23 protein-coding genes and 1 pseudogene are annotated in these 23,595 nt (G+C 67.2%); 12 read left to right on the forward strand and 12 right to left on the reverse strand.

Annotated features, from left to right (window positions below):
- The first annotated feature begins 39 nt into the window (after window positions 1-39).
- The 3 genes from MB1_RS04190 (at window position 40) to msrB (ending at window position 2,443) form a co-directional block, all read left to right on the forward strand.
- A complete protein-coding gene (locus tag MB1_RS04190; RefSeq protein WP_066903910.1) occupies window positions 40-345 on the forward strand; it encodes a thiamine-binding protein in 306 nt (101 codons plus the stop codon).
- Window positions 346-460: 115 nt separating this feature from the next.
- Window positions 461-1,891, forward strand: coding sequence for a glycosyltransferase family 87 protein (locus MB1_RS04195; RefSeq protein WP_084350898.1), 1,431 nt, complete (start codon window positions 461-463; stop codon window positions 1,889-1,891).
- A gap of 117 nt (window positions 1,892-2,008) precedes the next feature.
- Complete coding sequence (gene msrB, locus MB1_RS04200) at window positions 2,009-2,443, forward strand: peptide-methionine (R)-S-oxide reductase MsrB (protein WP_066903912.1); 435 nt, start codon at window positions 2,009-2,011, stop codon at window positions 2,441-2,443.
- Here msrB and MB1_RS04205 read toward each other — a convergent pair.
- From MB1_RS04205 to MB1_RS04240, 9 genes and pseudogenes are all read right to left on the reverse strand, one after another.
- On the reverse strand, window positions 2,406-4,700 hold the full coding sequence (locus MB1_RS04205; protein WP_066903914.1) for a molybdopterin-dependent oxidoreductase: 2,295 nt from the start codon (window positions 4,698-4,700) through the stop codon (window positions 2,406-2,408). The two genes, msrB and MB1_RS04205, sit on opposite strands and share 38 nt — an antisense overlap.
- Before the next feature lie 81 nt (window positions 4,701-4,781).
- The gene (locus tag MB1_RS04210; RefSeq protein WP_066903916.1) at window positions 4,782-5,495 is read right to left on the reverse strand and encodes an HAD family hydrolase; all 714 of its coding nucleotides are present in this window, start codon (window positions 5,493-5,495) and stop codon (window positions 4,782-4,784) included.
- Window positions 5,492-6,187 carry a hydrogen peroxide-dependent heme synthase gene (gene hemQ, locus MB1_RS04215; RefSeq protein ID WP_066903918.1) on the reverse strand — a complete coding sequence of 232 codons (696 nt, stop codon included), beginning with the start codon at window positions 6,185-6,187 and terminating at the stop codon, window positions 5,492-5,494. Before hemQ ends, MB1_RS04210 begins: the two co-directional genes overlap by 4 nt.
- A gap of 120 nt (window positions 6,188-6,307) precedes the next feature.
- Window positions 6,308-6,772: a VOC family protein gene (locus MB1_RS04220; RefSeq protein WP_066903920.1), complete on the reverse strand. Its 465-nt coding sequence runs from the start codon at window positions 6,770-6,772 to the stop codon at window positions 6,308-6,310.
- Between the two features lie 19 nt (window positions 6,773-6,791).
- Window positions 6,792-8,021, reverse strand: coding sequence for an MFS transporter (locus tag MB1_RS04225; protein WP_066903922.1), 1,230 nt, complete (start codon window positions 8,019-8,021; stop codon window positions 6,792-6,794).
- A 13-nt stretch (window positions 8,022-8,034) separates the two neighbouring features.
- Window positions 8,035-8,781 (reverse strand): SDR family oxidoreductase, encoded by a 747-nt coding sequence (locus tag MB1_RS04230; protein ID WP_066903925.1) that lies wholly within the window; start codon window positions 8,779-8,781, stop codon window positions 8,035-8,037.
- Window positions 8,778-9,701, reverse strand: a complete 924-nt coding sequence (locus tag MB1_RS24865) for a ferritin-like domain-containing protein (protein WP_169801591.1) — start codon at window positions 9,699-9,701, stop codon at window positions 8,778-8,780. Before MB1_RS24865 ends, MB1_RS04230 begins: the two co-directional genes overlap by 4 nt.
- Before the next feature lie 35 nt (window positions 9,702-9,736).
- A pseudogene (locus tag MB1_RS26905) lies at window positions 9,737-10,006 on the reverse strand (ferritin-like domain-containing protein); the annotation flags it as partial.
- 2 nt (window positions 10,007-10,008) lie between these two features.
- Window positions 10,009-10,680 (reverse strand): DJ-1/PfpI family protein, encoded by a 672-nt coding sequence (locus MB1_RS04240; RefSeq protein ID WP_084350823.1) that lies wholly within the window; start codon window positions 10,678-10,680, stop codon window positions 10,009-10,011.
- Between the two features lie 265 nt (window positions 10,681-10,945).
- Between MB1_RS04240 and MB1_RS04245 the strand changes: the two genes are divergently transcribed.
- The 7 genes from MB1_RS04245 to MB1_RS04275 all read left to right on the forward strand — a co-directional run bounded on the left by MB1_RS04245 (window position 10,946) and on the right by MB1_RS04275 (window position 16,738).
- Window positions 10,946-11,584: a TetR/AcrR family transcriptional regulator gene (locus MB1_RS04245; RefSeq protein WP_169801592.1), complete on the forward strand. Its 639-nt coding sequence runs from the start codon at window positions 10,946-10,948 to the stop codon at window positions 11,582-11,584.
- 612 nt (window positions 11,585-12,196) lie between these two features.
- Window positions 12,197-12,883: a type 1 glutamine amidotransferase domain-containing protein gene (locus tag MB1_RS04250; protein WP_066903932.1), complete on the forward strand. Its 687-nt coding sequence runs from the start codon at window positions 12,197-12,199 to the stop codon at window positions 12,881-12,883.
- Complete coding sequence (locus MB1_RS04255) at window positions 12,880-13,620, forward strand: cupin domain-containing protein (protein ID WP_066903934.1); 741 nt, start codon at window positions 12,880-12,882, stop codon at window positions 13,618-13,620. The genes MB1_RS04250 and MB1_RS04255 overlap by 4 nt, the downstream gene beginning before the upstream one ends.
- 52 nt (window positions 13,621-13,672) lie before the next feature.
- Window positions 13,673-14,224: a type 1 glutamine amidotransferase domain-containing protein gene (locus tag MB1_RS04260; protein WP_066903936.1), complete on the forward strand. Its 552-nt coding sequence runs from the start codon at window positions 13,673-13,675 to the stop codon at window positions 14,222-14,224.
- Window positions 14,221-14,961, forward strand: a complete 741-nt coding sequence (locus MB1_RS04265) for an HAD family hydrolase (protein ID WP_066903938.1) — start codon at window positions 14,221-14,223, stop codon at window positions 14,959-14,961. The genes MB1_RS04260 and MB1_RS04265 overlap by 4 nt, the downstream gene beginning before the upstream one ends.
- A 36-nt stretch (window positions 14,962-14,997) precedes the next feature.
- Window positions 14,998-15,918 carry a LysR family transcriptional regulator gene (locus tag MB1_RS04270; RefSeq protein ID WP_084350827.1) on the forward strand — a complete coding sequence of 307 codons (921 nt, stop codon included), beginning with the start codon at window positions 14,998-15,000 and terminating at the stop codon, window positions 15,916-15,918.
- 142 nt (window positions 15,919-16,060) lie between these two features.
- The gene (locus MB1_RS04275; protein WP_066903942.1) at window positions 16,061-16,738 is read left to right on the forward strand and encodes a type 1 glutamine amidotransferase domain-containing protein; all 678 of its coding nucleotides are present in this window, start codon (window positions 16,061-16,063) and stop codon (window positions 16,736-16,738) included.
- A 1-nt stretch (window position 16,739) separates the two neighbouring features.
- Here MB1_RS04275 and MB1_RS04280 read toward each other — a convergent pair whose 3' ends face one another.
- Window positions 16,740-18,092 carry a protoporphyrinogen oxidase gene (locus tag MB1_RS04280; RefSeq protein ID WP_066903944.1) on the reverse strand — a complete coding sequence of 451 codons (1,353 nt, stop codon included), beginning with the start codon at window positions 18,090-18,092 and terminating at the stop codon, window positions 16,740-16,742.
- A 4-nt stretch (window positions 18,093-18,096) separates the two neighbouring features.
- Entirely contained in the window at window positions 18,097-19,209 is a 1,113-nt protein-coding gene (gene hemE / locus MB1_RS04285) for a uroporphyrinogen decarboxylase (protein WP_084350829.1), read from the reverse strand.
- 264 nt (window positions 19,210-19,473) lie between these two features.
- Between hemE and MB1_RS04290 the strand changes: the two genes are divergently transcribed.
- Both MB1_RS04290 and MB1_RS04295 read left to right on the forward strand, forming a co-directional pair.
- Window positions 19,474-20,064, forward strand: coding sequence for a DUF3000 domain-containing protein (locus MB1_RS04290; protein WP_084350902.1), 591 nt, complete (start codon window positions 19,474-19,476; stop codon window positions 20,062-20,064).
- Between the two features lie 80 nt (window positions 20,065-20,144).
- Window positions 20,145-21,533 (forward strand): ribonuclease D, encoded by a 1,389-nt coding sequence (locus MB1_RS04295; RefSeq protein WP_084350830.1) that lies wholly within the window; start codon window positions 20,145-20,147, stop codon window positions 21,531-21,533.
- 72 nt (window positions 21,534-21,605) lie between these two features.
- On the opposite strand, the gene dxs is transcribed toward MB1_RS04295, so the two are convergent.
- Window positions 21,606-23,483, reverse strand: coding sequence for a 1-deoxy-D-xylulose-5-phosphate synthase (dxs, locus tag MB1_RS04300; protein WP_157083894.1), 1,878 nt, complete (start codon window positions 23,481-23,483; stop codon window positions 21,606-21,608).
- Window positions 23,484-23,595 lie beyond the last annotated feature (112 nt).

The raw sequence follows: 23,595 nt of genomic DNA on the forward strand, positions 1-23,595 counted from the left end.
CGCGTCGATTCCCGCCGCACGCTGTGCCAGGCTGGAGCCATGTTGGTTGCATTCAGCATCGCTCCGACCACCGCAGAAGCCGACGGCGGCGTCGCCGAGGCCGTGGCCCGGGCGATCAAGGTGGTGCGCGATTCCGGACTGCCGCACGAGACCACCTCGATGTTCACCACGATCGAGGGCGACTGGGACGAGACGATGGACGTGGTGAAACGGGCCGTCGAAGCGGTCGCCGAGGTGACCCCGCGGGTCAGTCTCGTTCTGAAGGCCGACATCCGGCCCGGCTTCACCGGTCAGCTGCGCGCCAAGCGCGAACGCATCGACGAGATCCTCGGCCCGGACTCCTGACCGCGACGATCCGGTACCGCAAGCCGCGCCGAGCGCGGGTTCGCGTACCGGATCGCGGGAACCGGACACGGTGTGCGGAACGGCCGGGCCGGTCGGGTACCTTTTGCGGGTGGTGATGCGCGCGCTCGAACCCAAGACGGCTCGGACCGCGGCGGATGCCATTCGTTATGTGATGTGGCCGCTGGCCATCATGACCGTCCTGCACCGCATTCTGATCAAGGCGGTCAACCGCTACATCACCGACGACTTCCGCCCGGTCTACGACGCCGCTGTCGCGTTCTGGAATCGGCAGCCGGTGTACACGGCCGATTACGGTTCGGTCGACCCGCACTATCTCTATCCACCGAGCGGGACCCTGCTGATCGCCCCGTTCGCGGTGCTCGATCCGGAACGTTCCCGCTGGCTGTTCGTCGGGGTCAATACGATCGCGATCCTGATCGCGCTGTACATCATCCTGCGGATGTTCGGGTATGGCATCAGGTCGGTGGCGGCGCCGATTCTGCTGTTCGGGGCGTTCGCCAGCGAGACGGTCACCAATACGCTGGTCTTCACCAACATCAACGGTGCCGTCCTGCTCGGCGAGGTGCTCTTCCTCTGGTTCGTTCTGCAGAATCGCCAGTGGTTGGCGGGCATAGCGATCGGACTGACGCTCGCGGTCAAACCGGTGCTCGCACCGTTGCTGCTGATCCCGTTCGTCTACAAGCAGTGGCGCACCATCGGCACGGCCATCTTCGTGCCCGCCGTGCTGACGCTGCTGGCGATCCCGTGGTCGGTCGACGCCGGCGCCTTCATCACCCGCACCATGCCCTATCTGACGGCGCCCCGCGACTACTTCAACAGCGCGATCGTCGGTAACGGCCTGTACTACGGGTTGCCGGAATGGCTGATCCTGGGCATGCGCGGACTGTTCGCGGCGATGGTCGCGGTCTCCCTGTGGCTGCTGTGGCGGTACTACCGCGAGGACCGCGTCTTCTTCGTGGTCACCACCTCCGGTCTGCTGCTGCTCGCGGCGTACCTGCTGTCCTCGCTGGGGCAGATGTACTACTCGATGACGCTGTTCCCGCTGCTGATGTCGGTGGTACTGCGCAACTCGGTGATGCGCAATTGGCCGGCCTGGCTGGCCGTCTACGGATTCATGTCGTACGACAGTTGGCTCTCGGCGCGCTACTTCACCGCCGGTCGCGCGGCCGAGTACATGCGGGTCAGCTTCGGATGGTCGCTGCTGATCATCGTGATCTTCGCCGTCCTCGTCGGCCGCTACCTGACCGCCAGGCGTCAGGGCCGCCTCGAATTCGGCATCGACCCGATCTTCGACGCCGATCTGCCCGCCGGCTCGCAGGCCACGGATTCCGAGCCGACCACCGGTCGACACGCGGCGGTCTCCGCCGAGGGTGCGGTGGTGGGGTCGCGGGCACCCGGCTCCGGTCACGCGGACACCGTCCCCCGGCATCGGGCCGACCCATCCGGTGAGGCACCGTCCGACGATGGTGCGACCGCCCGGATCGATCGGGAACATCCGGGCATCGAAACGCGTCTGAACAGCTAGGTTGCGTCTCCCATCAGCTACCGGACGGTCCAGGGATGGGGGAACGCGGACTCGGGGGCAATCCCCGGTCCGCCGCTGGTACGGCGGACTGTCCCGACTACCGATAGCGTGGTGTGCATGTCTTCTGCCCAGTCTCTACCCGCGCCCAAGGTTGCGTTGACCGACGACGAGTGGCGGGTCAAGCTCAATCCGGAAGAGTTCCGCGTGCTGCGTCGGGCGGGCACCGAGCGCCCCTTCATCGGTGAGTACACCGATACGAAGGAGCCGGGTGTCTACGTCTGTCGCGCCTGCGGGGCCGAACTGTTCCGCAGCACCGAGAAGTTCGATTCGCATTGCGGGTGGCCGTCGTTCTTCGATCCGGCCGACAGCGACGCGGTGATCCTGCGCGACGACGATTCGCTCGGCATGCACCGCACCGAGGTGCTCTGCGCGAACTGCCACAGCCACCTCGGGCACGTCTTCGCCGGTGAGGGGTATCCGACCCCCACCGATCAGCGGTACTGCATCAACTCGATCAGCCTGCGGTTGCAGCCGGGCCCGACCGAGGCCTGATGTGCTCGCCGACGAACGTCGGCGGGTCGTAGGCGCGGATCGGCGGTAGGTCGCCGTCGTAGCGCTCGATCTCGACCAGAACGTGCTGGCCGGTGCAGCCCTGCGCCAGGTCGGAGGTCCCGATATCCGGGGTCAGCACGTTCGGGTTGCCGTGCACGCACATGCTGGTCGGGTCCGCCGGATCGAGCGGGTCGTACCAGGCGCCGGTAGCCAACTGCACGATATGCGGACGCAGTCCCGCGTCGAGGATGGCGCCGGCCAGGCAGGCGCCGCGATCGTTGAATACCCGCACGACGTCGCCGTCCGCGATCCCGCGGGCGGCGGCGTCCGCGGGGTGTAGGCGGATCGGTTCGCGGCCGCGGATCTTCGACTTCTGGCTGGTGGCGCCGTGGTCGAGTTGGCTGTGCAGCCGGGTGCGGGGCTGATTGGCGATCAGGTGCAGCGGGAAGCGCTCGGCGCGTTCGCCGTGCAGCCACTCCTGCGGCTCGATCCACACCGGATGTCCCGGGCCGTCGCCGAATCCGGCGACCGTGTCGGAGAAGATCTCGATCAGTCCACTCGGGGTGCGCAGCGGGTTGGCCTGCGGGTCCTTGCGGAACTCCTCGAACATCACCAGGTCGTCCTCGGTGCGCATCCGGAAGCTGCCCTGCTCGCGGAACTGTTCGTAGGTCGGGGTGGTCACGCCGTCGGCGCGCAGGAAGCCGCGCCACTGCTCGTACATATGCCGCAGCCACTGCTCGCTGCTGCGCCCCTCGGTGAAGCGTTCACCCAGGCCCATCTTGGCGGCGATCGCGGCGAAGGTGTCGTAGTCGTCGCGGGAGTCGGCGTACCGCGGCACCGCGGCCTGCATCGCCACCAGCAGCGGGTCGTTGCGGGTGCAGGACAGGTCGTCGCGTTCGAGCGCGGTGGTCGACGGGATCACGATGTCGGCGTGCTTGGCCATCGGTGTCCAGTACGGGTCGTGCACGACGATCGTGTCGGGCCGCCCCAGCGCGCGCCGCAGCCGGCCGAGGTCCTGGTGGTGATGGAACGGATTGCCGCCGGCCCAGTAGACCAGGTGGATGTCCGGGTAGGTGCGGCTCTGCCCGTTGTACCGGTAGCGGCCGCCGGGATCGAGCAGCATGTCGGCGATCCGGGCGACCGGGATGAACTGATCGATCGGGTTGTTGCCCTGCGGGAAGGTCGGCAGCGGATACGGCACCGGAGCGAGCCCCGACTCGTTCATCGACCCGTAGCCGTGCCCGAAACCGCCACCGGGCAGCCCGATCTGGCCGAGCATCGCGGCCAGGGTCACGCCCATCCACGGCGCCTGTTCGCCGCCGCGTACCCGCTGCAGCGACCAGGTGACCGTCACCAGGGTGCGACCCTCGGCCATCCGGTGGGCCAGGGCGACGATCACCTCGGGGGCGATCTCGGTGATCGGCGCCGCCCACTGCGGGGACTTGGCGACCCCGTCGTCGAGGCCGAGCAGGTAGCGCTCGAACCGCTGGTAGCCGACGCAATACGTGTCGAGGAAGTCGCGGTCGTGCAGGCCCTCGGTGACCAGCACATACGCCAGGGCGAGCATCAGCGCAACATCGCTGCCCGGCACCGGCGCGATGCGTTCCGCCTCGCCGTGCATGTCGTCGGCCAATGGGCTGATCGAGATGATCCGACCGCCGCGTTCGCGCAACCTGTCCAGGCCGTCGCGAGCCGGATGATTGCTGGTGCCACCGTCGTTCACGGCGGTGTTCTTGAGCGGGATACCCCCGAAGCAGACCACCGTATCGGTCCAACGGGCGATCACGTCCCAGGATGTACTGCGCGCGAACATCTTCCAGTGCGCCCCGAGAACGTGCGGCATGATCATGCCGGTCGCACCGAGCGAGTAGCTGTTGACCGACCGGGTGTAGCCGCCGGCCAGCTTGAGGAAGCGGTGAATCTGGCTCTGCGCGTGATGGAATCGGCCGGGGCTCGACCACCCGTAGGAGCCGCCGTAGATCGCCTCGTTGCCGAACCGCTCGATCACCCGGCGCAACTCGCCGGCGAGCAGCGAGGTGACGGTATCCCAATCGACCTCGACGAAGTCGTCGGCACCCCGGCGGTCGCTCGGCCCGGCGCCGTGTTCGAGCCAGCCGCGGCGGACCGCGGGTCGGCGGATGCGGGAGCGGTGGGTGACCGAACCGCGCAGATTGTCGAGCACCGGCGACGGATCGAGGTCACCGGGATCGGGTCGCGCCTCGACCACATCCCGGCCGTCGGTCACCGCGGTGTACATGCCCCAGTGGGCGATCTGCTGAGCATCCGGCCGTCTCACGGCATGTCCTCCTCCGGCCGGGCCATTCGGCGGTCCCGGCGTCTATCTTCCGGTACCCGATGCGATCGGCAACCCGTACGGGGCGATCGCGCGCAGCAGCCCGTCCGGGCGCTCGTCGGTGGGCACCGGATCGACCAGGGCGAAGTGCGCGCCGAGCGCCCGCGCCCCACCGTCCGCGATCTCGGAATCCCCCACCATCAGGGTGACCTCCGGGCGGACGTCCAGTCCGTGCAGCGCGTGCTCGAAGATCGCCGGATTCGGCTTGACCGCACCGACCTCGAAGGACAGCGAGAACAGGCCGACGGTGTCCAGGACGCCGAGCTTGTCGAAGATCGGACGCAGATCGAAGGGTATATTGCTGACCACCCCCACCTTGATCCCGGCGTCGGCGAGGCCGCGCAGCACCGCGGCGGTATCCGGGTACGGCGTCCAGCTGTCGACATCGGAGACCCGCGCGTAGAGCCGCTCCGCGAGCGCCGGCGAGGCACCGGACGCCAGCAGCACGTGGGTGAACGCCTCGTGATGCGCCTCGGGGTCGAGGTCGCGGCGGTCCCACTTGGCCTTCTGCGCATCGGTCATGTCGACCGGGGCGCCGGTGGGTGCGGTCAGCCGGCGCATCAGTTCGACCTGCTGCTCGACGTCGTCGGTACCGCCCGGCCCGGCGAACCAGTCGCCGGCGTGTTCCAGGCGGAAGAGCGTGCCGGAGAAGTCGAACAGCACCGCCTCGAGCGGCGCGGTCGCAGCCGGATCGGTCACGGCAGGGCGCCGACTAGGTCGGCCGGCTCGACGCGCGGCCCGGTGAAGAAGGGCACCTCCTCGCGCACGTGCAGGCGGGCGCGGGTGGCGCGCAGGTCGCGCATCAGGTCCACGATGCGGTGCAGCTGCGGCGCCTCGAACGCGAGGATCCACTCGTAGTCGCCGAGGGCGAAGGAGCTGACGGTGTTGGCGCGCACGTCCTTGTAGTCGCGGGCGGCCATGCCGTGTTCGGCGAGCAGGGTGCGGCGCTCCTCGTCGGGCAGCAGGTACCAGTCGTACGAGCGGACGAAGGGGTAGACGCAGATATAGGCGCCCGGCTCCTCACCGGCCATGAAGGCGGGCACGTGGGACTTGTTGAACTCCGCGGGGCGGTGCAGCGCGGCGTTGCTCCACACCGGCTCGCTGGCCTGGCCGAGCGAGGTGAGGCGGCGGAAGTCGGTATACGCGGCCTGCAGGTCCTCGATCTGCTCGGCGTGCCACCAGACCATGTAGTCGGCATCCGCGCGCAGTCCGCTGATGTCGTAGAAGCCGCGGACCACCACACCGCGCTCCTCGAGCTTGCGGACGAAGGCGGTCAGTTCCTCCGCCGGGCCCTGCCGGTTGGCGCCGAGTTCGCCGGCGCGCACCTTGAACACCGAGAACATCAGGTAGCGCTGCTCGGAGTTGATCGCGTTGTAGTCCAGACGTGCCATACCTGCCATCGTGCCACCCTGGTCCGACGGTCGGATCCGGCCCCGCCCGCACGATGCGAATCACACCGGTTCCCCACGGGCACGAACCGAACCCAGCCGACCGGCCCGATCATGGTGTGGTCAGTCTCGGTCCAGGATGTCCATCGCCGTCGGGTCGGTTCCCGGAGACCACGCCGACAGGAACGCGCCCATCCGGTCGGCCTCGACCAGTTCCAAACGGGTGCCGAGCGCCACTGCGGTGAAGTAGGCAAATGATCGCCCCTCGGTACGGCCGTCGTAGTCCATGTCCAGACCGCACCGGCCCGACCAGTCGTCGGCACTCGCATCGAGCGATGCGGCCCACCATCCCAGGTGGTCGAAGCGCGGCCCGGACGATTCGGTGTCCCAGGGACTACCGGCGGGGCCCTGTATGAGCTCGATGAAGGGCGGCTCGGTGGTGAACACGATCCGATACGCCCATGGCCCCAACGACGCGGATTGCGGAGTATTCCACGTGACATCCACGGCCCGGGAGAGCAGATCCATGCTCGCTTCGATGTCGGGCACGGCGAATCCCACGTGATAGAAGGCCGTCTTCTTCGTCATTCGGTCACCTCACCGATCCTCATGTCGATCGACTGCCGTCCACCATCGCCGGCAATGCCACCCGATGGTGGACCACCAGCGCGCACGTTATCGCCAGGAAGAACGCCATGCTCACCCACGGCAGAGCCGAGGCGTGGGTCACGGCGAGCACCACACCGCCCACGGCCGACCCCGTCGCCATTCCCGCGTTGAACAAGGTGACCAGGATCGCCTGGACCATATCGATGCGGTCTCCGGCCGCGCGTGCAGCGGCTGCCTGAAACAGCGTCGGCGCTGCGCCGAGGGCCAGACCCCAGCAACAGATTGCCAGGATGACGATCACGGAGTTGGTCGACCAGATACCCAGTGCCGCCGCAGCGATCAGGAAGCAGACGGCAACCGAATATCCCAACGTTCGAATGTGCCGGTCGATCACCATGCCCGTTATCCAGAGGCCGACCGTCGCGCTGACTCCCATGACCAAGAACACGGCGGTGATGTTGCCGTCGAGGCCGGAGTATTGCAGGAACGGCTCCATGTAGGTGTACAGGTTCATATGGCCGGCCTGGAAGGCGAAGGCGCAGAGAACGATCACCACGATCCCCGGCCGAAGCAGGGCGGTGATCACCGGCGACCTGCCGCCCTCGGCCGCGCGCTGCCGGGACTGAGCGGTCGCCTCGGCATCCAGACTCGGCAGTCGCCGGAGGCCGGCGCATGCGGCAACGGCACCGACGACCGCCAAAGCCGCGTACACACCCCGCCAGCCGACGAGAGTTCCGAGGTAGGTCCCGAGCGGAAGGCCGACCGCGAGAGCGAGCGGTATTCCGGCCATCGCGATCGACAGCGCCTTGCCCTTCTTGGTCGCATCGGCGGTGATACGCATCGCGTAACCGGCTACCAATGCCCATTGGACACCCGCACATACGCCGGCGACGATCCGCGCGGCGACAGTCAGCGCATAGACGTCGGACAGGGCAGTGACCGTGTTGGCCACCACAATGCCGGCGACCGTGAGAATCAGCAGCAGCTTGCGAGGTAGATGTCGCGTCAGAGCGGTCACGGGCACGGCGGCGAGCATCGACGCGGCTGCGTACACCGTCAGCAACTGGCCGGTCGTCGATGGCGACGCCTGCAGGCCGGCCGCCATACCGGACAGCAACCCGGCCGGTACGATCTCCGTCAGCATGGTCACGAAACCGAACGCCGACAAAATGGCCAGCGCGATCAGCCGCATCGGCTCCGCGCGTCTCGATGTGGTGAGGTTGCTCATGGCGGTCTCCCGTTCACTCACGGAATGATCGACCGTGGCTGCCCTGGTTGATCGGGCGAACGACGATGCGATCGAGATTGACGTGCACGGGAACGTGGATCGCGTAGCTGATGACGTCGGCGACATCATCGGGCTCCAACGGTGTCATCCCGGCATAGATCCGATCGGCACGCTCGGGGTCGTCGGGAAAACGTCGGCGGAAGAACTCCGAGCGAATGATCCCGGGACACACCTCCACGACGCGAACACCGGTTCCCAACAGCTCATTCCGCAACGTGACGCTCACGGCGGACTCCGCGTGCTTACTGCTGCTGTATCCGGAGCTGTTGTCGAGCGGCTCGAAGGCCGCCACCGACGTGACGTTGACAACGGTGCCGGTCCCCCGTTCGACCATTCCCGGGACGATGGCCCGTGTGACGAGCACCGTCCCGAGAACATTGGTCCGCCACATCCATTCCCACTGATCGATCGACGCGGCGACTACCGGTGCGGAGCCCCGTGCTCCGCCGGCATTGTTGACCAGAAAATCGACACCGCCGACCGCCTGCCCGAACCGCGCGACGGCGTCCGCGTCGGTGATGTCGACGGCATGCGGGATAATCCCGCCACCGGCCCGATCCGCGATCATCGTCAACCGATCCTTGCGGCGGGCGAGAGCGTGGACGTGAATGCCCTTCCCGGCCAGCAATAGGGCCGTAGCCCTTCCCACTCCGGAGCTGGCTCCGGTGACAACCGCCACGCGCGGTTCCCGAGTGCTCATCGCCGTACCGGCTTCCCGCTGGAGGTGTTGATGAAACGAGGACCGTAGAAGCAGGGCCGCCCGAGATCGCTGAGCAGCCGGATCTCGTCCGCCTCTCCCGGGTAGAGCGTGTCCAAGTCTCCGACCGCTCGCTCGGGCACTTGGAAGCGAACAATGTTGAAACACGAGATGACTCGCAGTTCGTTCATCTCGAAGACCGCTCGCCCCAGCGAGGGCCAGGTATCCTCGACCGAACCGTTCCAGGCATCGTCGAGTGCGCCCAGCATCCTGGTGTACGCGCTGTCGAAGGCTCGCAGTTCGGTTGTCACCGCGACCGAGTTGGGATCGGTCCGCAGGATGGCGCGGTAGCCGTCACGCGGCACAGCCAGGGTGTTGATGACCTCCGGCCACGCGATCCGGTCCCCTTGAAAGTACCTGCGCTGCCCCTCGCTCGCGGACGGTCGATCATCGCGGCCGTCACCGTCGTCGGCTGCCTGCCCTTCGCCGGAATACCTTCGACCGTATCGAAGTTCCGCGAACCGTGCGTAATGCGAAAGCTCTCCCCCTGAGTTTTCCCCGGCGGTCAAAGTCGTCGACTCGACTCCCTCCCCCTGGTCGATGATCAGCTCGATTCCGGTCAATATCTGGTCGACCACAGCGGTTCGGCGGGACACGTCGATGACTGCGTATCCGAGATTTCCGCCCACTTGATTGGAGCGCTGCGGCAACTTGGCAGCAGCCGCTATCTCGGCAGCGTTCTTCTCGACAGCCGCCGCGATCGCTCGATAGAAACTACCTATCGTAGGAAAACGAGCCTGGCCGTCACCGGACAGAACCGCGGGGGACTCGATCCGCATGAATGTATCGAGCTGACGTTTGGACAATCGTGCGAACCGACCACGCAACGACGGTGCGATTCCACCGGGCAGTCCGTCCAGCACGACCCACGGATCCAGTTGCGCGATCCAGGCGATCCACCGATCGCAGCTAACACATTGCAGGCCGCAGCCATATGCAACATTTCCTCCATCAGCACTGACCGGAGGGTGTTGTAGGCGGGATAGTTCTGGACCTCGAGCGAGTACATTGCAGCCGAATACAGCGGCATCGTCGCGTGCTCGACCGCGATCGCGGTTTGTAGGGCGCCCCTGATCCAATGAATATCGTGGACGGGCTCGAAGGCTCGGCTCTGTACAGCTGATGACACTATTGCTCCTCGGTGGCAATCAAGGTGCGGCCAACGCATGTCTAGTCGGCGGGAAGAAGCATCTCCTCGAAGAGGTCCTGGAACGAGGACTCGAGTTCGGGATGCTCGAAGAACTCCGGTCCTACAGGCTCGAAGATCGCGTCCCCCAAGCCACTGTGCGTGTCGAACATCATCGACACGATCGTCCCGATCTCGCGGCCGAAGTAGTGGCTGACCATGGCAACCGCGCTTCCGTTGACGCCGTAGGAGCCGGTGGCAGTCCAGATTCGCTCGGCCGGATTGCCCACCCACATCCTGCGCGAACGGGAAACGTTGAAACCTTCGTTTCGTAGACCACGGGCAATCGCCGCAACCGTGGTTGCCGGCAGGCCCCCGAGTACGCCCGCGCGGGCCAGGACACCGACACCTGAGCAGTTGGCAGCAACGATCCGACCGGACTCATGATGCCGCCGAACAGTATTCAACACGCGCTCATCGGTGGCGATCGCCCCCGATCCGACGCCTCCCGGTACGTAGAACAGATCGAACAGCTCGTCCTGATCGAAGGCGCCATCCGGAACGACCTGGGTACCCATCTGCATCGAAATCACACGACCGTCGAGAGCAACCAGTCGAACGTCGAGTTCCTCGTTGATCGTGTCCCGTTGCCACGGTGCTATGTCCCCTCTCAGAACCATCGCGGTGCCCTTGAAAATCTCCAGGGGGTCAGACAATCCTGCTCGCTGACCTGTGCATACCCCAGCACTCCGATGGACTTGATAACGGGACTTGTCTCCACCTCGGTGTTCGATTGCGCCTGCCGCAGCTTGGCACGACCTACCATGAGCGGACTCCCTTGCTTGACAGCTATTTTGGGCCGGTCCCGGGTCTCCGACGGCCGGCTGGGACGATGGTTCGAGCGGTGCGAGCCGGGCTGCCGCTGCACGCGATCAATCAAAACGCTACGTATCGAATCTGTCAAGTGCTATCGTCCGGATGGTGAGCACCACGTCCGATGACCAGCAGTCGACTCGTTCTGCGACCGGTGGGCCGTCCCCGTCTCGCCATGGCGGCCGCCGACGCAACGAAGAAGCCCGACGAGCCATCCTGGATGCCGCGTACACCTCACTGGTGGAGGGCGGCTTCAACAAGACCTCCATCGAGGAGATCGCCCGTCGAGCCGGCGCAGGAAAGTCGACGGTCTATCGATGGTGGAAGTCCAAGGCCGCACTGCTTCTCGATGCCGTCCACGAACGGGAGATCACCTATCCCACGTTCCAGTACACCGGAGATCCCCGGACAGACCTGCGCAACGAGGTGCGCGCGGTCCTGACCTTCTACGCCGGCGAGACCGGCTCGGCCACACTTGATCTCTTCGCAGAAGCGCGATTCGACGACGTCCTGCACGACGAGCTTATGGAGCGGTTCATCAAGGTGCGGCGCGACTTCACCACCGAGTTCTTTCGACGCGCCGGCGCCGACGGCCTCGTCAGAAAGGGCCTGGCAGTGGACGTCGTTATGGATTCCATCTGGGGCGCAGTGTATTACCGCCTGCTCGTAATGAGAGTTACCCCCGATCTCGACTATGCCGATCGCTTGATCGAAACCGTCTGGCCGAGTCTCGCTCCAGAACGCTGAGGATTCAGCAACCCCATCCCGCATGCCAACAGCCGTTTCCACCGCACAATTCGAGAGGCCGAGGCGGCCGCAATTCGAAACGTTGGCTATCCGTAAACCGGGCGTTAACCACATCGTTGCACCTCACCCTCCCGCCATTCGAGAACCATTGTGATCTCAATCACCGCACAATGCGCGGGGGCACTCCAGCTATCAATCATCCACCGCGAGCTGACCTCGGAAAACACTCGGCGGGTACGCTATCCGCCACGACGGTCAATAAATACTCCGATAGCAGTCATTATTCCGATGGGATATAGACGGCCTCCTACAAACCGAATCTGCTGTATCGTACGAGGTGGCCATGCACCGCCGGTAGTCGCATCCACCAACCCGCAGCCCTCCGGGATGAATTCCCGAGCACGCGCCTTGCGTATCTTTGAAATCCGGCGCTTTCCGCCAGACTTGTACCACGACCGCTCGATTCACATCACATTCCTCTCTGCAGTTGACAGAGCGACTGAATCACTGCCGGAGTGCTGTTTTCGTTCGTCGAGAGATCTGCCGCCACAGATACAGCGATAGGTTTCACGAATGATCTGAGAATCTGGATACTCGGAAAGGTGAAAACCTGTGAGTAGCGCTCTATTCGTCGTGACCGAGGTGTACCACGCAGACGGGTTTCACAGCCCGACCGGATTCGATATACGTGAGGCTGCAGAGGTATGGGACTTCCTGACCGTGCACGGCTTCGACGTCGAATTCGCCTCTCTCGGCGGCGGGACCGTCGAGGGGGTATTGAAGTCGTCCCCGAGCCGGGCGATAGAACGCTTCAACCGTGCTTTCGATCGCCCCCTCACAGTCCCGACCATCGCGGCCGCGCGCGCCATCGACCAGCCGTACGAGATTGTCTACTTCGTCGGTGGGATCGGGGCGATGTGGGACTTCCCGACTCAACCCGCCCTACACGCACTGATCGAGAGCGCCGAGGCTCGACGGGCAGTCGTCGCAGCCATCTGCCACGGCCCTGCAGCCTTCCTCGGGCTACGTCGCAGCGACGGCAGCCCATGGGTCCAGGACCTCCAGATCACCTCCTTCAGCGACAACGAGGAACGAAATCGCGGGGTTCTCGATCTCTTGCCCTTCTCTCTCCAGCAGGCGCTCGAGTCGGCAGGCGCGACGGTCCTGTGCGCCGCGGACCGCGCGTCGAACGTCGTCCGTGACGACTTGGTCATCACCGCCCAGAACCCCACGAGCATCGCCGCGCTCGAGTCAGCCCTGATCGACGCTCTCCGACCTATCGGAAAGGGATCCGCATGACCACGCTCGAAGCCCCCACCCGTCGCGTCCTCCTGCAGGCCAATGCCGATGACCTTGCAGCCGTCCGGGATTTGGTTACCCCCGAAACCGAAATCAGGCACGAAAACCCGTCCGATGACCTTTCCCGGGTGGTCGTGAAACCATGGGGCCACGAATCCCGGGTATTCGCCGACCCCGTCTACGACCTCTGGCATCTGTGTATCCGCGCCGGAGGAGCAACCTCGATGCACGCCCACCTGCGCAAGACCACGCATCAGCTGTGCCTGTCCGGGGAGGGGAGGTTCGACACCCTGCACGGATCACATGCGGTCACCCCCGGCACCATCGTGTCGATCGGCCCTGCGGCGTTTCACCGAACCCGCGCCATCTCCGCGGAATTGCACCTCATCGAAGTCGAGACGCCGCGAAACAAGTTCGATCTCCTGCGGCTGCACGACAGCTACGATCGTTCCAAAACCGCATACGAGGCGTCTGTCACATCCGAAGGCGAATCACCACTCGAGCCAGTGCGCCGACGCGCTCACACACATTTGCGCCGCACCAGCACAGGCGCGCGATTCGAATTCACCTTACGTTCGGGTATGGACATCTTCTATACCCCCCGGGCTCGCGATCTCTTCTATGTACCAGTGGGATTCGAGTCGTTTATTTCAGGCCATCCGGTCCTCGGCTGTACCCCTGGCACGAAAGCCCCCGTGTTGACTGATCAGACCTATCTGGCCGTCGCATCACGATAACAGGACGCTACCAATCTCTTCGCCACCCAGTTCATGACAAGGAGTATGAGCCATGCGAGCAACTATCCTGACCGCCGAAGGGTTTCAGGATCACGATGTCATTTATACCTGGTATCGGTGTCGAGAAGAGGGATGGGATATCGACATCGCCACCAAAGACGGTCGTCCGGTATCCGGAAAGTACGGCACGCCATTGCCCATGGACAAGACCGCGGGCCCACTGATCTCCTTCGACGACCTCGACATCGCCGAGTTCGACGTCGTGATCCTCACTGGCGGACACGAGGCACCGGACCGGGTACGTCAGGACCCGCGAGCCACAAGATTCGTCGCCGAGATGGCAGCGGCGGGCAAGGTCGTCGCCGGCCTCTGCCACGGCCCCTGGATCATGATCAGCGCCGGAGTACTGAAGGGGCGCAAAGCATGTGCATATATCGGGCTACGTGACGACGTCATCAATGCAGGTGCGGACGTTACCGATGCCGACGTCATCGTCGACGGAAACATCATCACCTGTTCGTACTACGCATACGTCGGCACGTTCATGCGCTCGGTGTTCGATACTGCCGCGAGCCTCGTCGGTGAGCCTGCGACCGTCGGATGAAGTCCAACAACGTTGTACAACTGCTGCTGCTCGACTTCGACGGTGTCATCGCCGACTCGGTCGAGGAGTGCACGGCGCTGAGCTACTGGGCCGGGCCGGAGCAACCGCCGGTCGACATCCGCACCGCATTCGCCGAGATACCGGAGGACTTTCGGAGTCGATTCGCGGAGCTTCGACCGTTCAGCCGAACACTCGACGACTTTGCGGTGACACAACTGGCCAGAAAGACCGAGCCGGTCACGACCCAAGCCACCTTCGACCGATTGAAGGCCGCGATCGATTCCGATGATATCGAACGGTTCGCGGCGTCGGCCCGGAGGCTGCGGGATCACTGGCGCGAAACGAATCGCCGCGAATGGCTCGATACGCATACCGTGTTTCCCGGGATCCCGGAGCTACTCGCGCGGTACAGCGGACGAGTCTTCGTCATCACCGCAAAGGACGCGACATCGAGTCTCGAGATCCTTCGGCACTTCGACCTGTCCCGGCATGTCGCCGGTGTGATGGGTGACGTGAGCGACAAGGGTTTGGCGGCGCGGTGTCTGGCGATCGGTGGGGGTCTACCGCTGGACGCGGCCCTGTTCGTCGATGACAACATCACCAATGTCGCGCGAGTATCCGCCGCCGGAGTGCCGTCGCGGTGGGCGACGTGGGGCTGGGTGTCCCCGGAGCATGCGGGTCGGGCCGCCGAGCTCGAACTGTTTTCCCTCGACCTTCGGGAGCTTGCCCACATCTGATGGGACGCCGGGGTCGGCAGAGGCCAGAATCGGCATATGGGAGTTGACCGGGCACCGTCCCTCGACGTGTTGCGCACGTTTCTGGCCGTCTATCGCACCGGCTCGTTCACCGCGGCCGCCCGTCAGTTGTCCGTCACGCAACCGACTGTCACCAATCATATTGCGCAACTGGAGCGAACGCTGCAGACGGAGTTGTTCATCCGTTCGACCGGTGGCGCCCAACCGACCGCACCGGCGCACGAAATGGCCGGTGCGGTCGGCGAGCAACTCGATCACCTCGAGAGGTTCTTCGCCGAGGACGTCGTAGGTGATACCGAAGCTCGCATTCTGCATCTCGGCGGTCCCCTGGAGTTCACGACCGAGCTACTGCTGCCCGCTCTCGCCGGTCGTGCCGATAGCCTCCCGCGCGTCGAGTTCACCTTCGACGTCGCGGAGGAACTGATCGACCGACTCGTCGCCGGGCGCCTCGATCTGATCATTTCGACGGTGCGTCCGCGGGCCGACGGCGTGACCGCGTGGCCGCTCATGGACGAGGAATTCGTGCTGGTCGCAGCTCCCACGATGGCCGTGCGGGTGGTCGGTTCAGGTAGCGAACGTTTCCGCCACATCCCGGTGGTGGCCTACGATCGCAAACTTCCCATCATTCGCCGGTACTGGACGACTGTGTACGGGGTCCAAGCCGAACTGGGTACCGCCACCCTGCTACCCAACCTCAGCGCGGTTCGTTCCGCAGTCCTGAGCGGCTTCGGAATCAGCGTGCTCCCAAGCTATCTGGTCACCGACGAGCTCGAGCGCGGAGAGTTGATTGACCTCGAACAACCGGAGGTGGCGCCACTGAATACCTTGTTTCTTGCCGCGATGACCGGGGCATTGTCGCGACGCAGGTCATTGCGAACCGCGGTCGATGTTATTCGCAAAGCAGTGCGCGACAAGGTCCGTGACCAGGATCATGCCTAAATCGGGTTATGCCACAGATTTGTTTTTCTCTTGGACGCCGGGTCCATCCGTACGTAGATTCATCGACGGAGTTGCAATTACGGCTCCGCTCGGGCGAATTGCCTGCCCCCACCCTCCCACTGCCGAAGGAATGTGAGCAACCATGAGCAATGGACGAGTTCTCTTCATCCTCACCAGCCACGACGATCTGGCCGGTGTTCGAAAGACGGGCTACTACATCAACGAAGCCGCGCACCCCTGGAAGGTGCTGCGCGATGCCGGCTACGATGTTGACTTCGCGTCGGTTCGCGGTGGGGTACCTCCGCGAGACGGCTTCGATCCGGACGACGCGGACCAGGAGGCCTTCCTCAGCGATCCGTCGGTCGCCGCGCAGCTGTCGAACACGAGAACCATAGCCGACTATGATCCGGCCGACTACGACGCCGTTCTCTACGTCGGCGGGCACGGGACGGTTTTCGACTTCCCCGGCGACGCAGCGCTGGCCGCTTTCTCCGGTCGGGTCTACGACAACGGTGGTGTTGTATCGGCGGTCTGCCATGGACCCGCCGGGCTGCTCGACATCACAACCGCCGACGGCACGTACCTGGTCGCCGGAAAGAATGTCGCGAGCTTCACCAACGAGGAGGAGGCGGCGGTCGGTCTGACCGATGTGGTGCCCTTCCTGCTCGCAACCGCGCTCGAACAGCGCGGTGCCATTCATCACCCGGCCGAGAATTTCACCGACCACGTGGTGGTCGACGGGCGCCTGGTCACCGGGCAGAATCCGCAGTCGGCCGCCGGCGTGGGTGAAGCCGTCGTCAAGGTTCTCGCCGAACGTTGATTCAGTCGCGAGCCCGGCGGGCGGCGCGCTCGGCATCGGCGACGCAGGCGGCCACCCCGACGCCGTGCCGGTAGGCGCCGGCCAGGGTCAGGCCGGGGAGGTCCGCGATCCGCCGGTCGACCTCGGCGATCAGTGCGGCATGGCCGGGCGCGTACTGCGGGATGCCCGCACGCCAACGGTGCACCAGCGTCGCGTGCGGCTGCACCCGCAGACCGGTGACGGTCTCCAGGTCGGCGAGGGCGATGTCGATCAGCTTCTCGTCGGCGGCCTCGACCACGGCGGCATCGTCGGCGCGGCCGAGGGAGGCGCGCAGGACGGTGCGCCCGCGGGCCGGCCACTTGACCGAGGAGAAGGTGAACGCCTTGGTCTGCAGCGGTTCGTCGGCCGCGACAAGGACCCCGGAGCGGTGCGGCAGCGGCGGGTCGTCCGGAATGGCGAGCGCGACGACCGCGGCGGCGGCGCGTTCGATGCGCGCGAGCTCGACGCTGACCTCGGGTGCCACGCCGTGCAGCGCCTCGGCCGCCTCCGGCGCCGGGAGCGCGACGACGATCCCGTCCACATCGCCGACCGGGTCGACCGACCAGCGGCCGCCGACCCGCCCGATCGGGCCGACCGGCCGGCCGAGGACCAGGTCGACATCGGCCGCCGCGAGCAGGGCGTCGACCAGGACGCGATAGCCGCCGCGCACCGAGCCGAAGACCGGTCCCGAGCGGGTCGGCGGCATGGCCCGTTCCACCGCCTCGATCAGACTTCCGGCGCCGGCGTCGAGGGCGGCCGCCAGGGTCGGCAGCGCGGCGCGCACACCGATCCCGTCGGCCCGACCGGAGTAGACCCCGCCGAGCAGCGGGTCGACGCTGCGGTCGACCACCGCGCGGCCGAATCGGTCGCCGACCAGCGCGCCGATCGACGGATCGGAGCCGACCTCCCAGCGCAGCGGCCGGTCGCGTTCGGCGTCCACCCGCGCGGCGGCGCCGGCGTCCACCAGGTCTCCGAGCGCGGCGCCGGACGCGGGGATACCCATCAGGGTGCCCGCGGGCAGGGCGTGCAGCGCGCCGCCGGCCCATACGGAGGGGCGCGCGTCGCCGGGATGCTCGATCAGGTCGGCCAGGCCGAGTTCGGCCAGCAGCGCGGGGACCTCGGGCCGCCGGGTGACAAAGGCCTCGGCCCCCACGTCGAAGGGACCGTCCGCGAGATCGACGGTGTACAGCTGGCCGCCGGGGCGGTTCGCGGCGTCCACCAGCACGATGTGCGCCTCGTCCCCGTGCAGCCGGCGCAGCCGATAGGCGGCGACCAGCCCGGAGATTCCGGCGCCCAGGACGGCCAGACGGATCGATGGGGCGGGGGTGTCGGTCATGGCGTCAGAGCGAGTGCACCAACTCGACGGCGGCGGTCAGCACGCCGGGGTCGGTGTCCGGCATGACGCCGTGGCCCAGATTGAAGATGTGGCCGATCGCACCCGCGGCGATCGCGGCGTCGGCATCGGCGACCACCCGGCGCACCCGCTCCTCGACCACGGCCGGGCCGGCGAAGAGCACCGCCGGATCGAGGTTGCCCTGCAGCGCCTTGCCCGCGCCAACCCGTCGCGCGGCCTCGACCAGCGGCACCCGCCAGTCGACACCGACGACGTCGGCGCCCGCGGAGCTCATCGCACCGAGCAACTCCCCCGTACCCACACCGAAGTGGATGCGCGGCACCCCGGCCGCCTCGACCTCGGCGAAGACGCGGGTGCTGTGCGGCAGCACGAACTGGGTGTAGTCCGCCAACGACAGGGTGCCCGCCCAGGAGTCGAAGAGCTGCACCGCCGCGACGCCCGCCTCGAGCTGCACCTTCAGGAAGGTGGTCGTGATGTCGGCCAGCGCGCCCATCAGCCGATGCCAGGCCTGCGGGTCGGAGTACATCAGCGCCTTGGTGCGCTCGTGATGCTTGCTCGGCCCGCCCTCGACCAGGTACGACGCGAGGGTGAACGGCGCGCCGGCGAAGCCGATCAACGGGGTACCGCCCAGCTCGGCGGTCAGCAGGCGCACCGCGCGGCCGATCGCGCCGACCTCGTCGGGCTGCAGTCGGGGCAACGCGTCGACATCGGCGGCGGTGCGCACCGGATGGGCGATCACCGGGCCGACACCCGCGACGATGTCGAGATCGATACCGGCGGCCTGCAGCGGAACGACGATGTCGGAGAACAGGATCGCCGCGTCGACGTCGTGCCTGCGGACCGGCTGGAGGGTGATCTCGCAGACCAACTCCGGGTTGAAACAGGCGGCGAGCATGCCGACATCGGCGCGCAGCTTCCGGTACTCCGGCAACGATCGACCCGCCTGGCGCATGAACCACACCGGCCGGCGCTGCGGGCGCAGGCCGCGGGCGGCGCGGATCAGGGGCGAATCGGAGACCGCCGTCACCGGCGAATCGGAATCGGCCGTGACCGGCGAATCGGAGGCGGGAAGATCGCGCACGGCGTCGTCAACGTTCATCTCCCCCATCGTCCCACCCAACCGGCCGCGCCGACCGATCGGGGCGAGGGCGTTCCGGCCGGCACCTGGTGCACACGACGATCGGGAGAGCACGGTCGAGGACGTATTGTCCTCGGCGCCCTTCTCTCGCGCGTGGTGTGCAACGGCCACCGGGTCTCCGGTGACGGAGAGGCGACCGTCCAGTACCACCACCTGGTCGAACGGTGTACACCGGGGCGGCGCGCCTGCGTGTCCGACGCCCGGCGCCGGTCTACGTTCGAGGCCGTGACCAGGCGTGGACAAACCGGGCAGCCCGAGGCCTTCCGTGCGGCCGTGGAAGCCATGGGGCGCGCGACGGTCCATCCGGCGATCGAGGTCGGCCCGATCCGTCCGCCACAGAAACTGGCCCCGTACAGCTACGCGATCGGCGCGGAGGTCAGCCATCCGGACGACGACCAGGTCCCCGAACAGTCCGACGGCGACGCCTTCGGCCGGCTGATCCTGCTCTACGACCCGGACGGCGACGAGGCCTGGAACGGCACCATGCGGTTGGTCACCTATATCCAGGCCGATATCGACGAGGTGGTCGCCGCCGATCCGCTGCTGCCCGAGGTGGCGTGGAGTTGGCTGGTCGACGCCTTCGCGGGCCGCGAGCAGGAGCTGACCGCCCTCGGCGGCACGGTGACCGCGACCAACTCGGTGCGGTTCGGCGATATCGCCGGGCCCACCCGGGCGCACCAGCTCGAGCTGCGGGCCTCGTGGACCTGTCTGACCGACCGCGTCGACCGGCACGTCGAGGCCTTCGCGGAGGTGCTCGCCTACGCCGCGGGCCTGCCGCCGGACGGGGTCGCCGACCTCGGCCGCCGGGATCGCTGACCGCACCTCGCCGCACCGCCCGACACCCGGCCTCCGCGAGGCATGCCGGCGATCGGGTCGCCGCTGCGTAAGGTGTGTGAATGCCGGATCAGCAGGACAACACCATCGTGAACGGGTCCGGGCCCGATATCCCCACGGCGACGCCGACGCAGCCGGACGTCCCCGCGACCCCGGCCGCCGCGACCGAGCCCGAGGCCGCGCCCGCCCTCCCCCTGCTCGAACCGGCCGATGGCGTTCCCCCCGTGGTCGAGACGCCCGAAGGGGTGGCCGCCGCCGTCGCCGCGCTGCGCGCCGGGACCGGACCGCTGGCCGTCGACGCTGAACGGGCCTCGGGTTTCCGCTATTCGAACCGCGCCTACCTGGTGCAGCTGCGACGCGCCGGCTCCGGAACGATCCTGCTCGACCCGATCCCGACCGCCGATCACCTCGACGAGCTGGCCGAGGTCATCAACGACCTGGAGTGGGTGCTGCACGCCGCCGACCAGGACCTCGCCTGCCTCGAGGAACTCGGCCTGCGACCGCGGGCGCTCTTCGACACCGAACTGGGCGGGCGCCTCGCCGGCTACGAACGGGTCGGCCTGGCCGCGATGATCGGCAACCTGCTGGGCTTCCACCTGGCGAAGGGACACGGGGCGGACGACTGGTCGACCCGCCCGCTGCCCGACGACTGGCTGACCTACGCGGCGCTGGACGTCGAACTGCTGCTGGAGTTGCGCGAGAAGGTCGCCGCCGACCTCGAGAAGCAGGGCAAGCTCGACTGGGCGCTCGAGGAGTTCGAGCACGTGCGCACGTCCCCGCCGTCGGGGCCGCGGCCCGACCGGTGGCGGCGCACCTCCGGCCTGCAGACGCTCAAGTCGACCCGCCAGCTCGCGGCGGTCCGCGAACTGTGGATCGAACGCGACGACATCGCCGCGCAGCGCGACATCTCCCCCGGCCGGGTGTTGCCGGACGCGGCGATCATCAACGCCGCCAAGACCGCGCCACGCAGCCGCACGGCGCTGATCGCCCTGCCGATCTTCTCCGGCTCCCGGCAGCGCCGGCGCGCCGACCGCTGGTTCGCGGCGCTGCAGCGGGCCCGCGACCTGCCCGATTCCGAGCTACCCCCGCGGTCGGCACCCTTCGACGGGCCGCCGCCGGCCAACCGGTGGGCGCGCAAGGATCCCGAGGCGGCGGCGCGGCTGACCGCGGCCCGGACGGCGCTGCGGGAGGTCGCCGATCAGCAGCGGCTACCGCTCGAGAACCTGCTGACCCCCGACCTGGTGCGGCGGCTGTGCTGGACGTGGCCGTCCGACCTGATCGCCACCGAGGAGCACCCGGCCGACCTCGATCGGGTGCGCGAGTACGTCGGCGGTGTGCTGTCTGCGGGCGGATCGCGGCGGTGGCAGCGCGACCTGGCGATCGAACCGTTGGCCGCGGCGTTGAGCACGGCCACCGCGGCGGCCGAGACCGCTCCCGACTCCGCCGAGTAGTACCCGCCGCCGGGGCCGCTTACCCGTCGGCCGCCCCCGACGGAACCACCGGACGCGGCCGGGGTCGGGACGTCAGGCCAACCAACCCTGGACCCGCGCCGCCACCGCGGCGGCGGTCAGACCGAGTTCCTTGTGGATCGCGTCGCGCGAGGCGTGCTGGTAGAAGCGCTGGGGTAGACCGACCTCGCGACAGCGCACGTCGACCCCGGAATCGCGGATCGCCGCGGAGACCGCCGAACCGATGCCGCCGTGCAGGCCACCGTCCTCGACGGTGACCACCAGACGGTGGTCGGCGGCGAGCTTGACGACCGCCTCCGGTACCGGCAGCACCCAGCGCGGGTCGACGACCGTCGCGTTGATACCGCCGGCTCGCAGCGTCTCCGCGACGTCGAGGGCCAGCCGGGCGAAGGGGCCGATGGCGATCAGCAGCACATCGCGGGCGTCCTCGGCGGCCGGTTCCGCGAGCACGTCGACGGTCGAGTCGATCCGCCGCACCGCCTCGAGGTCGGGGCAGACCGAGCCCTTCGGGAAGCGGACGACGGTCGGACCGTCGGTGACGGCGACCGCCTCGCGCAGTTCCTCGCGCAGCGTCGCCGGGTCGCGCGGCGCGGCCACCCGCATCCCGGGCACGATGCCCAGCAACGACATGTCCCACATGCCGTTGTGGCTCGCCCCGTCCGGGCCGGTGATGCCCGCGCGGTCGAGCACGATCGTCACCGGCTGCTCGAGCAGCGCGACGTCCATCATCACCTGGTCGAAGGCGCGGTTGAGGAAGGTCGAGTAGATCGCGACCACCGGGTGCAGACCGCCGAGGGCCAGTCCCGCGGCCGAGGTGATCGCGTGCTGCTCGGCGATGCCGACGTCGAACATCCGGTCCGGGAAGCGCCTGCCGAATTCGGCGAGGCCGGTGGGGCCGGGCATCGCGGCGGTGATCGCCACAACCGACGAGTCGCGCTCGCCGATCTCGACCAGCTCCTTGGAGAACACCGACGTCCAGTCCGGCGAGGGCGTCGAGGTGGCCCGGCCGGTGTGCGGGTTGATCACGCCGGTGGAGTGCATCTGTTCGGCGCTGTCGTTCTCGGCGTGCGAGTACCCCATCCCCTTGCGGGTGACGGCGTGCACGATCACCGGACCGCCGAAGGCCATCGCCCGCCGGAAGGCCGACTCCAGGGAGGCGCGGTCGTGCCCGTCGACCGGGCCGACGTACTTGATGCCCAGGTCGGTGAACATCACCTGGGGGCTCAGGGCGTCCTTGAGGCCGGCCTTGATACCGCGCAGGACCGTATAGGCGGCGTCGCCGACCATCGGGATCAACTGCAGCAGTTGGCGGCCCTCGTCGAGCAGCTTCTCGTAGGCCGGTTGCAGGCGCAGACCGGCGAGATGATCGGCGAAGCCGCCGATCGTCGGGGCGTAGGAGCGGCCGTTGTCGTTGACCACGATGATCAGCGACCGATTCTCTCCGGCGGCGATGTTGTTGAGCGCCTCCCAGCACATGCCGCCGGTCAGGGCGCCGTCACCGACGACCGCGACGACGTGCCGGTTGCTGTGCCCGGTCAGTTCGAAGGCCTTGGCCAGGCCGTCGGCGTAGGACAGCGCCGCGGAGGCATGCGAGGACTCGACGATGTCGTGTTCGCTCTCGGCGCGGCTCGGGTATCCCGACAGGCCGTTCTCGCGGCGCAGCGTGTCGAACCGGTCGGCGCGACCGGTGACGATCTTGTGCACGTAGGCCTGATGGCCGGTATCCCAGATGATGGGGTCGCGCGGCGAGTCGAAGACGCGGTGCAACGCGAGGGTCAGCTCGACGACTCCGAGGTTCGGACCGAGGTGTCCGCCAGACGCGGCGACCTTTTCGATCAAGAAGCGACGGATCTCCTCCGCCAGCTCGTCCAACTCCGCGTCCGACATCGAGCGCAGGTCTTCCGGGCCGTGAAGACGGGACAGTTCATCCACCAGACGTTCCTCCCATCCGAGACCACCGCGGGCGACGGGCCGTTGTGCCCCCGGTCGACAATCGAGTCTACTGTCCCGCCGGAGCACGTCCGGGATTCGACGACTCCCGCGC

Source organism: Millisia brevis NBRC 105863, assembly GCF_001552615.1.
Lineage (GTDB): Bacteria > Actinomycetota > Actinomycetes > Mycobacteriales > Mycobacteriaceae > Millisia > Millisia brevis.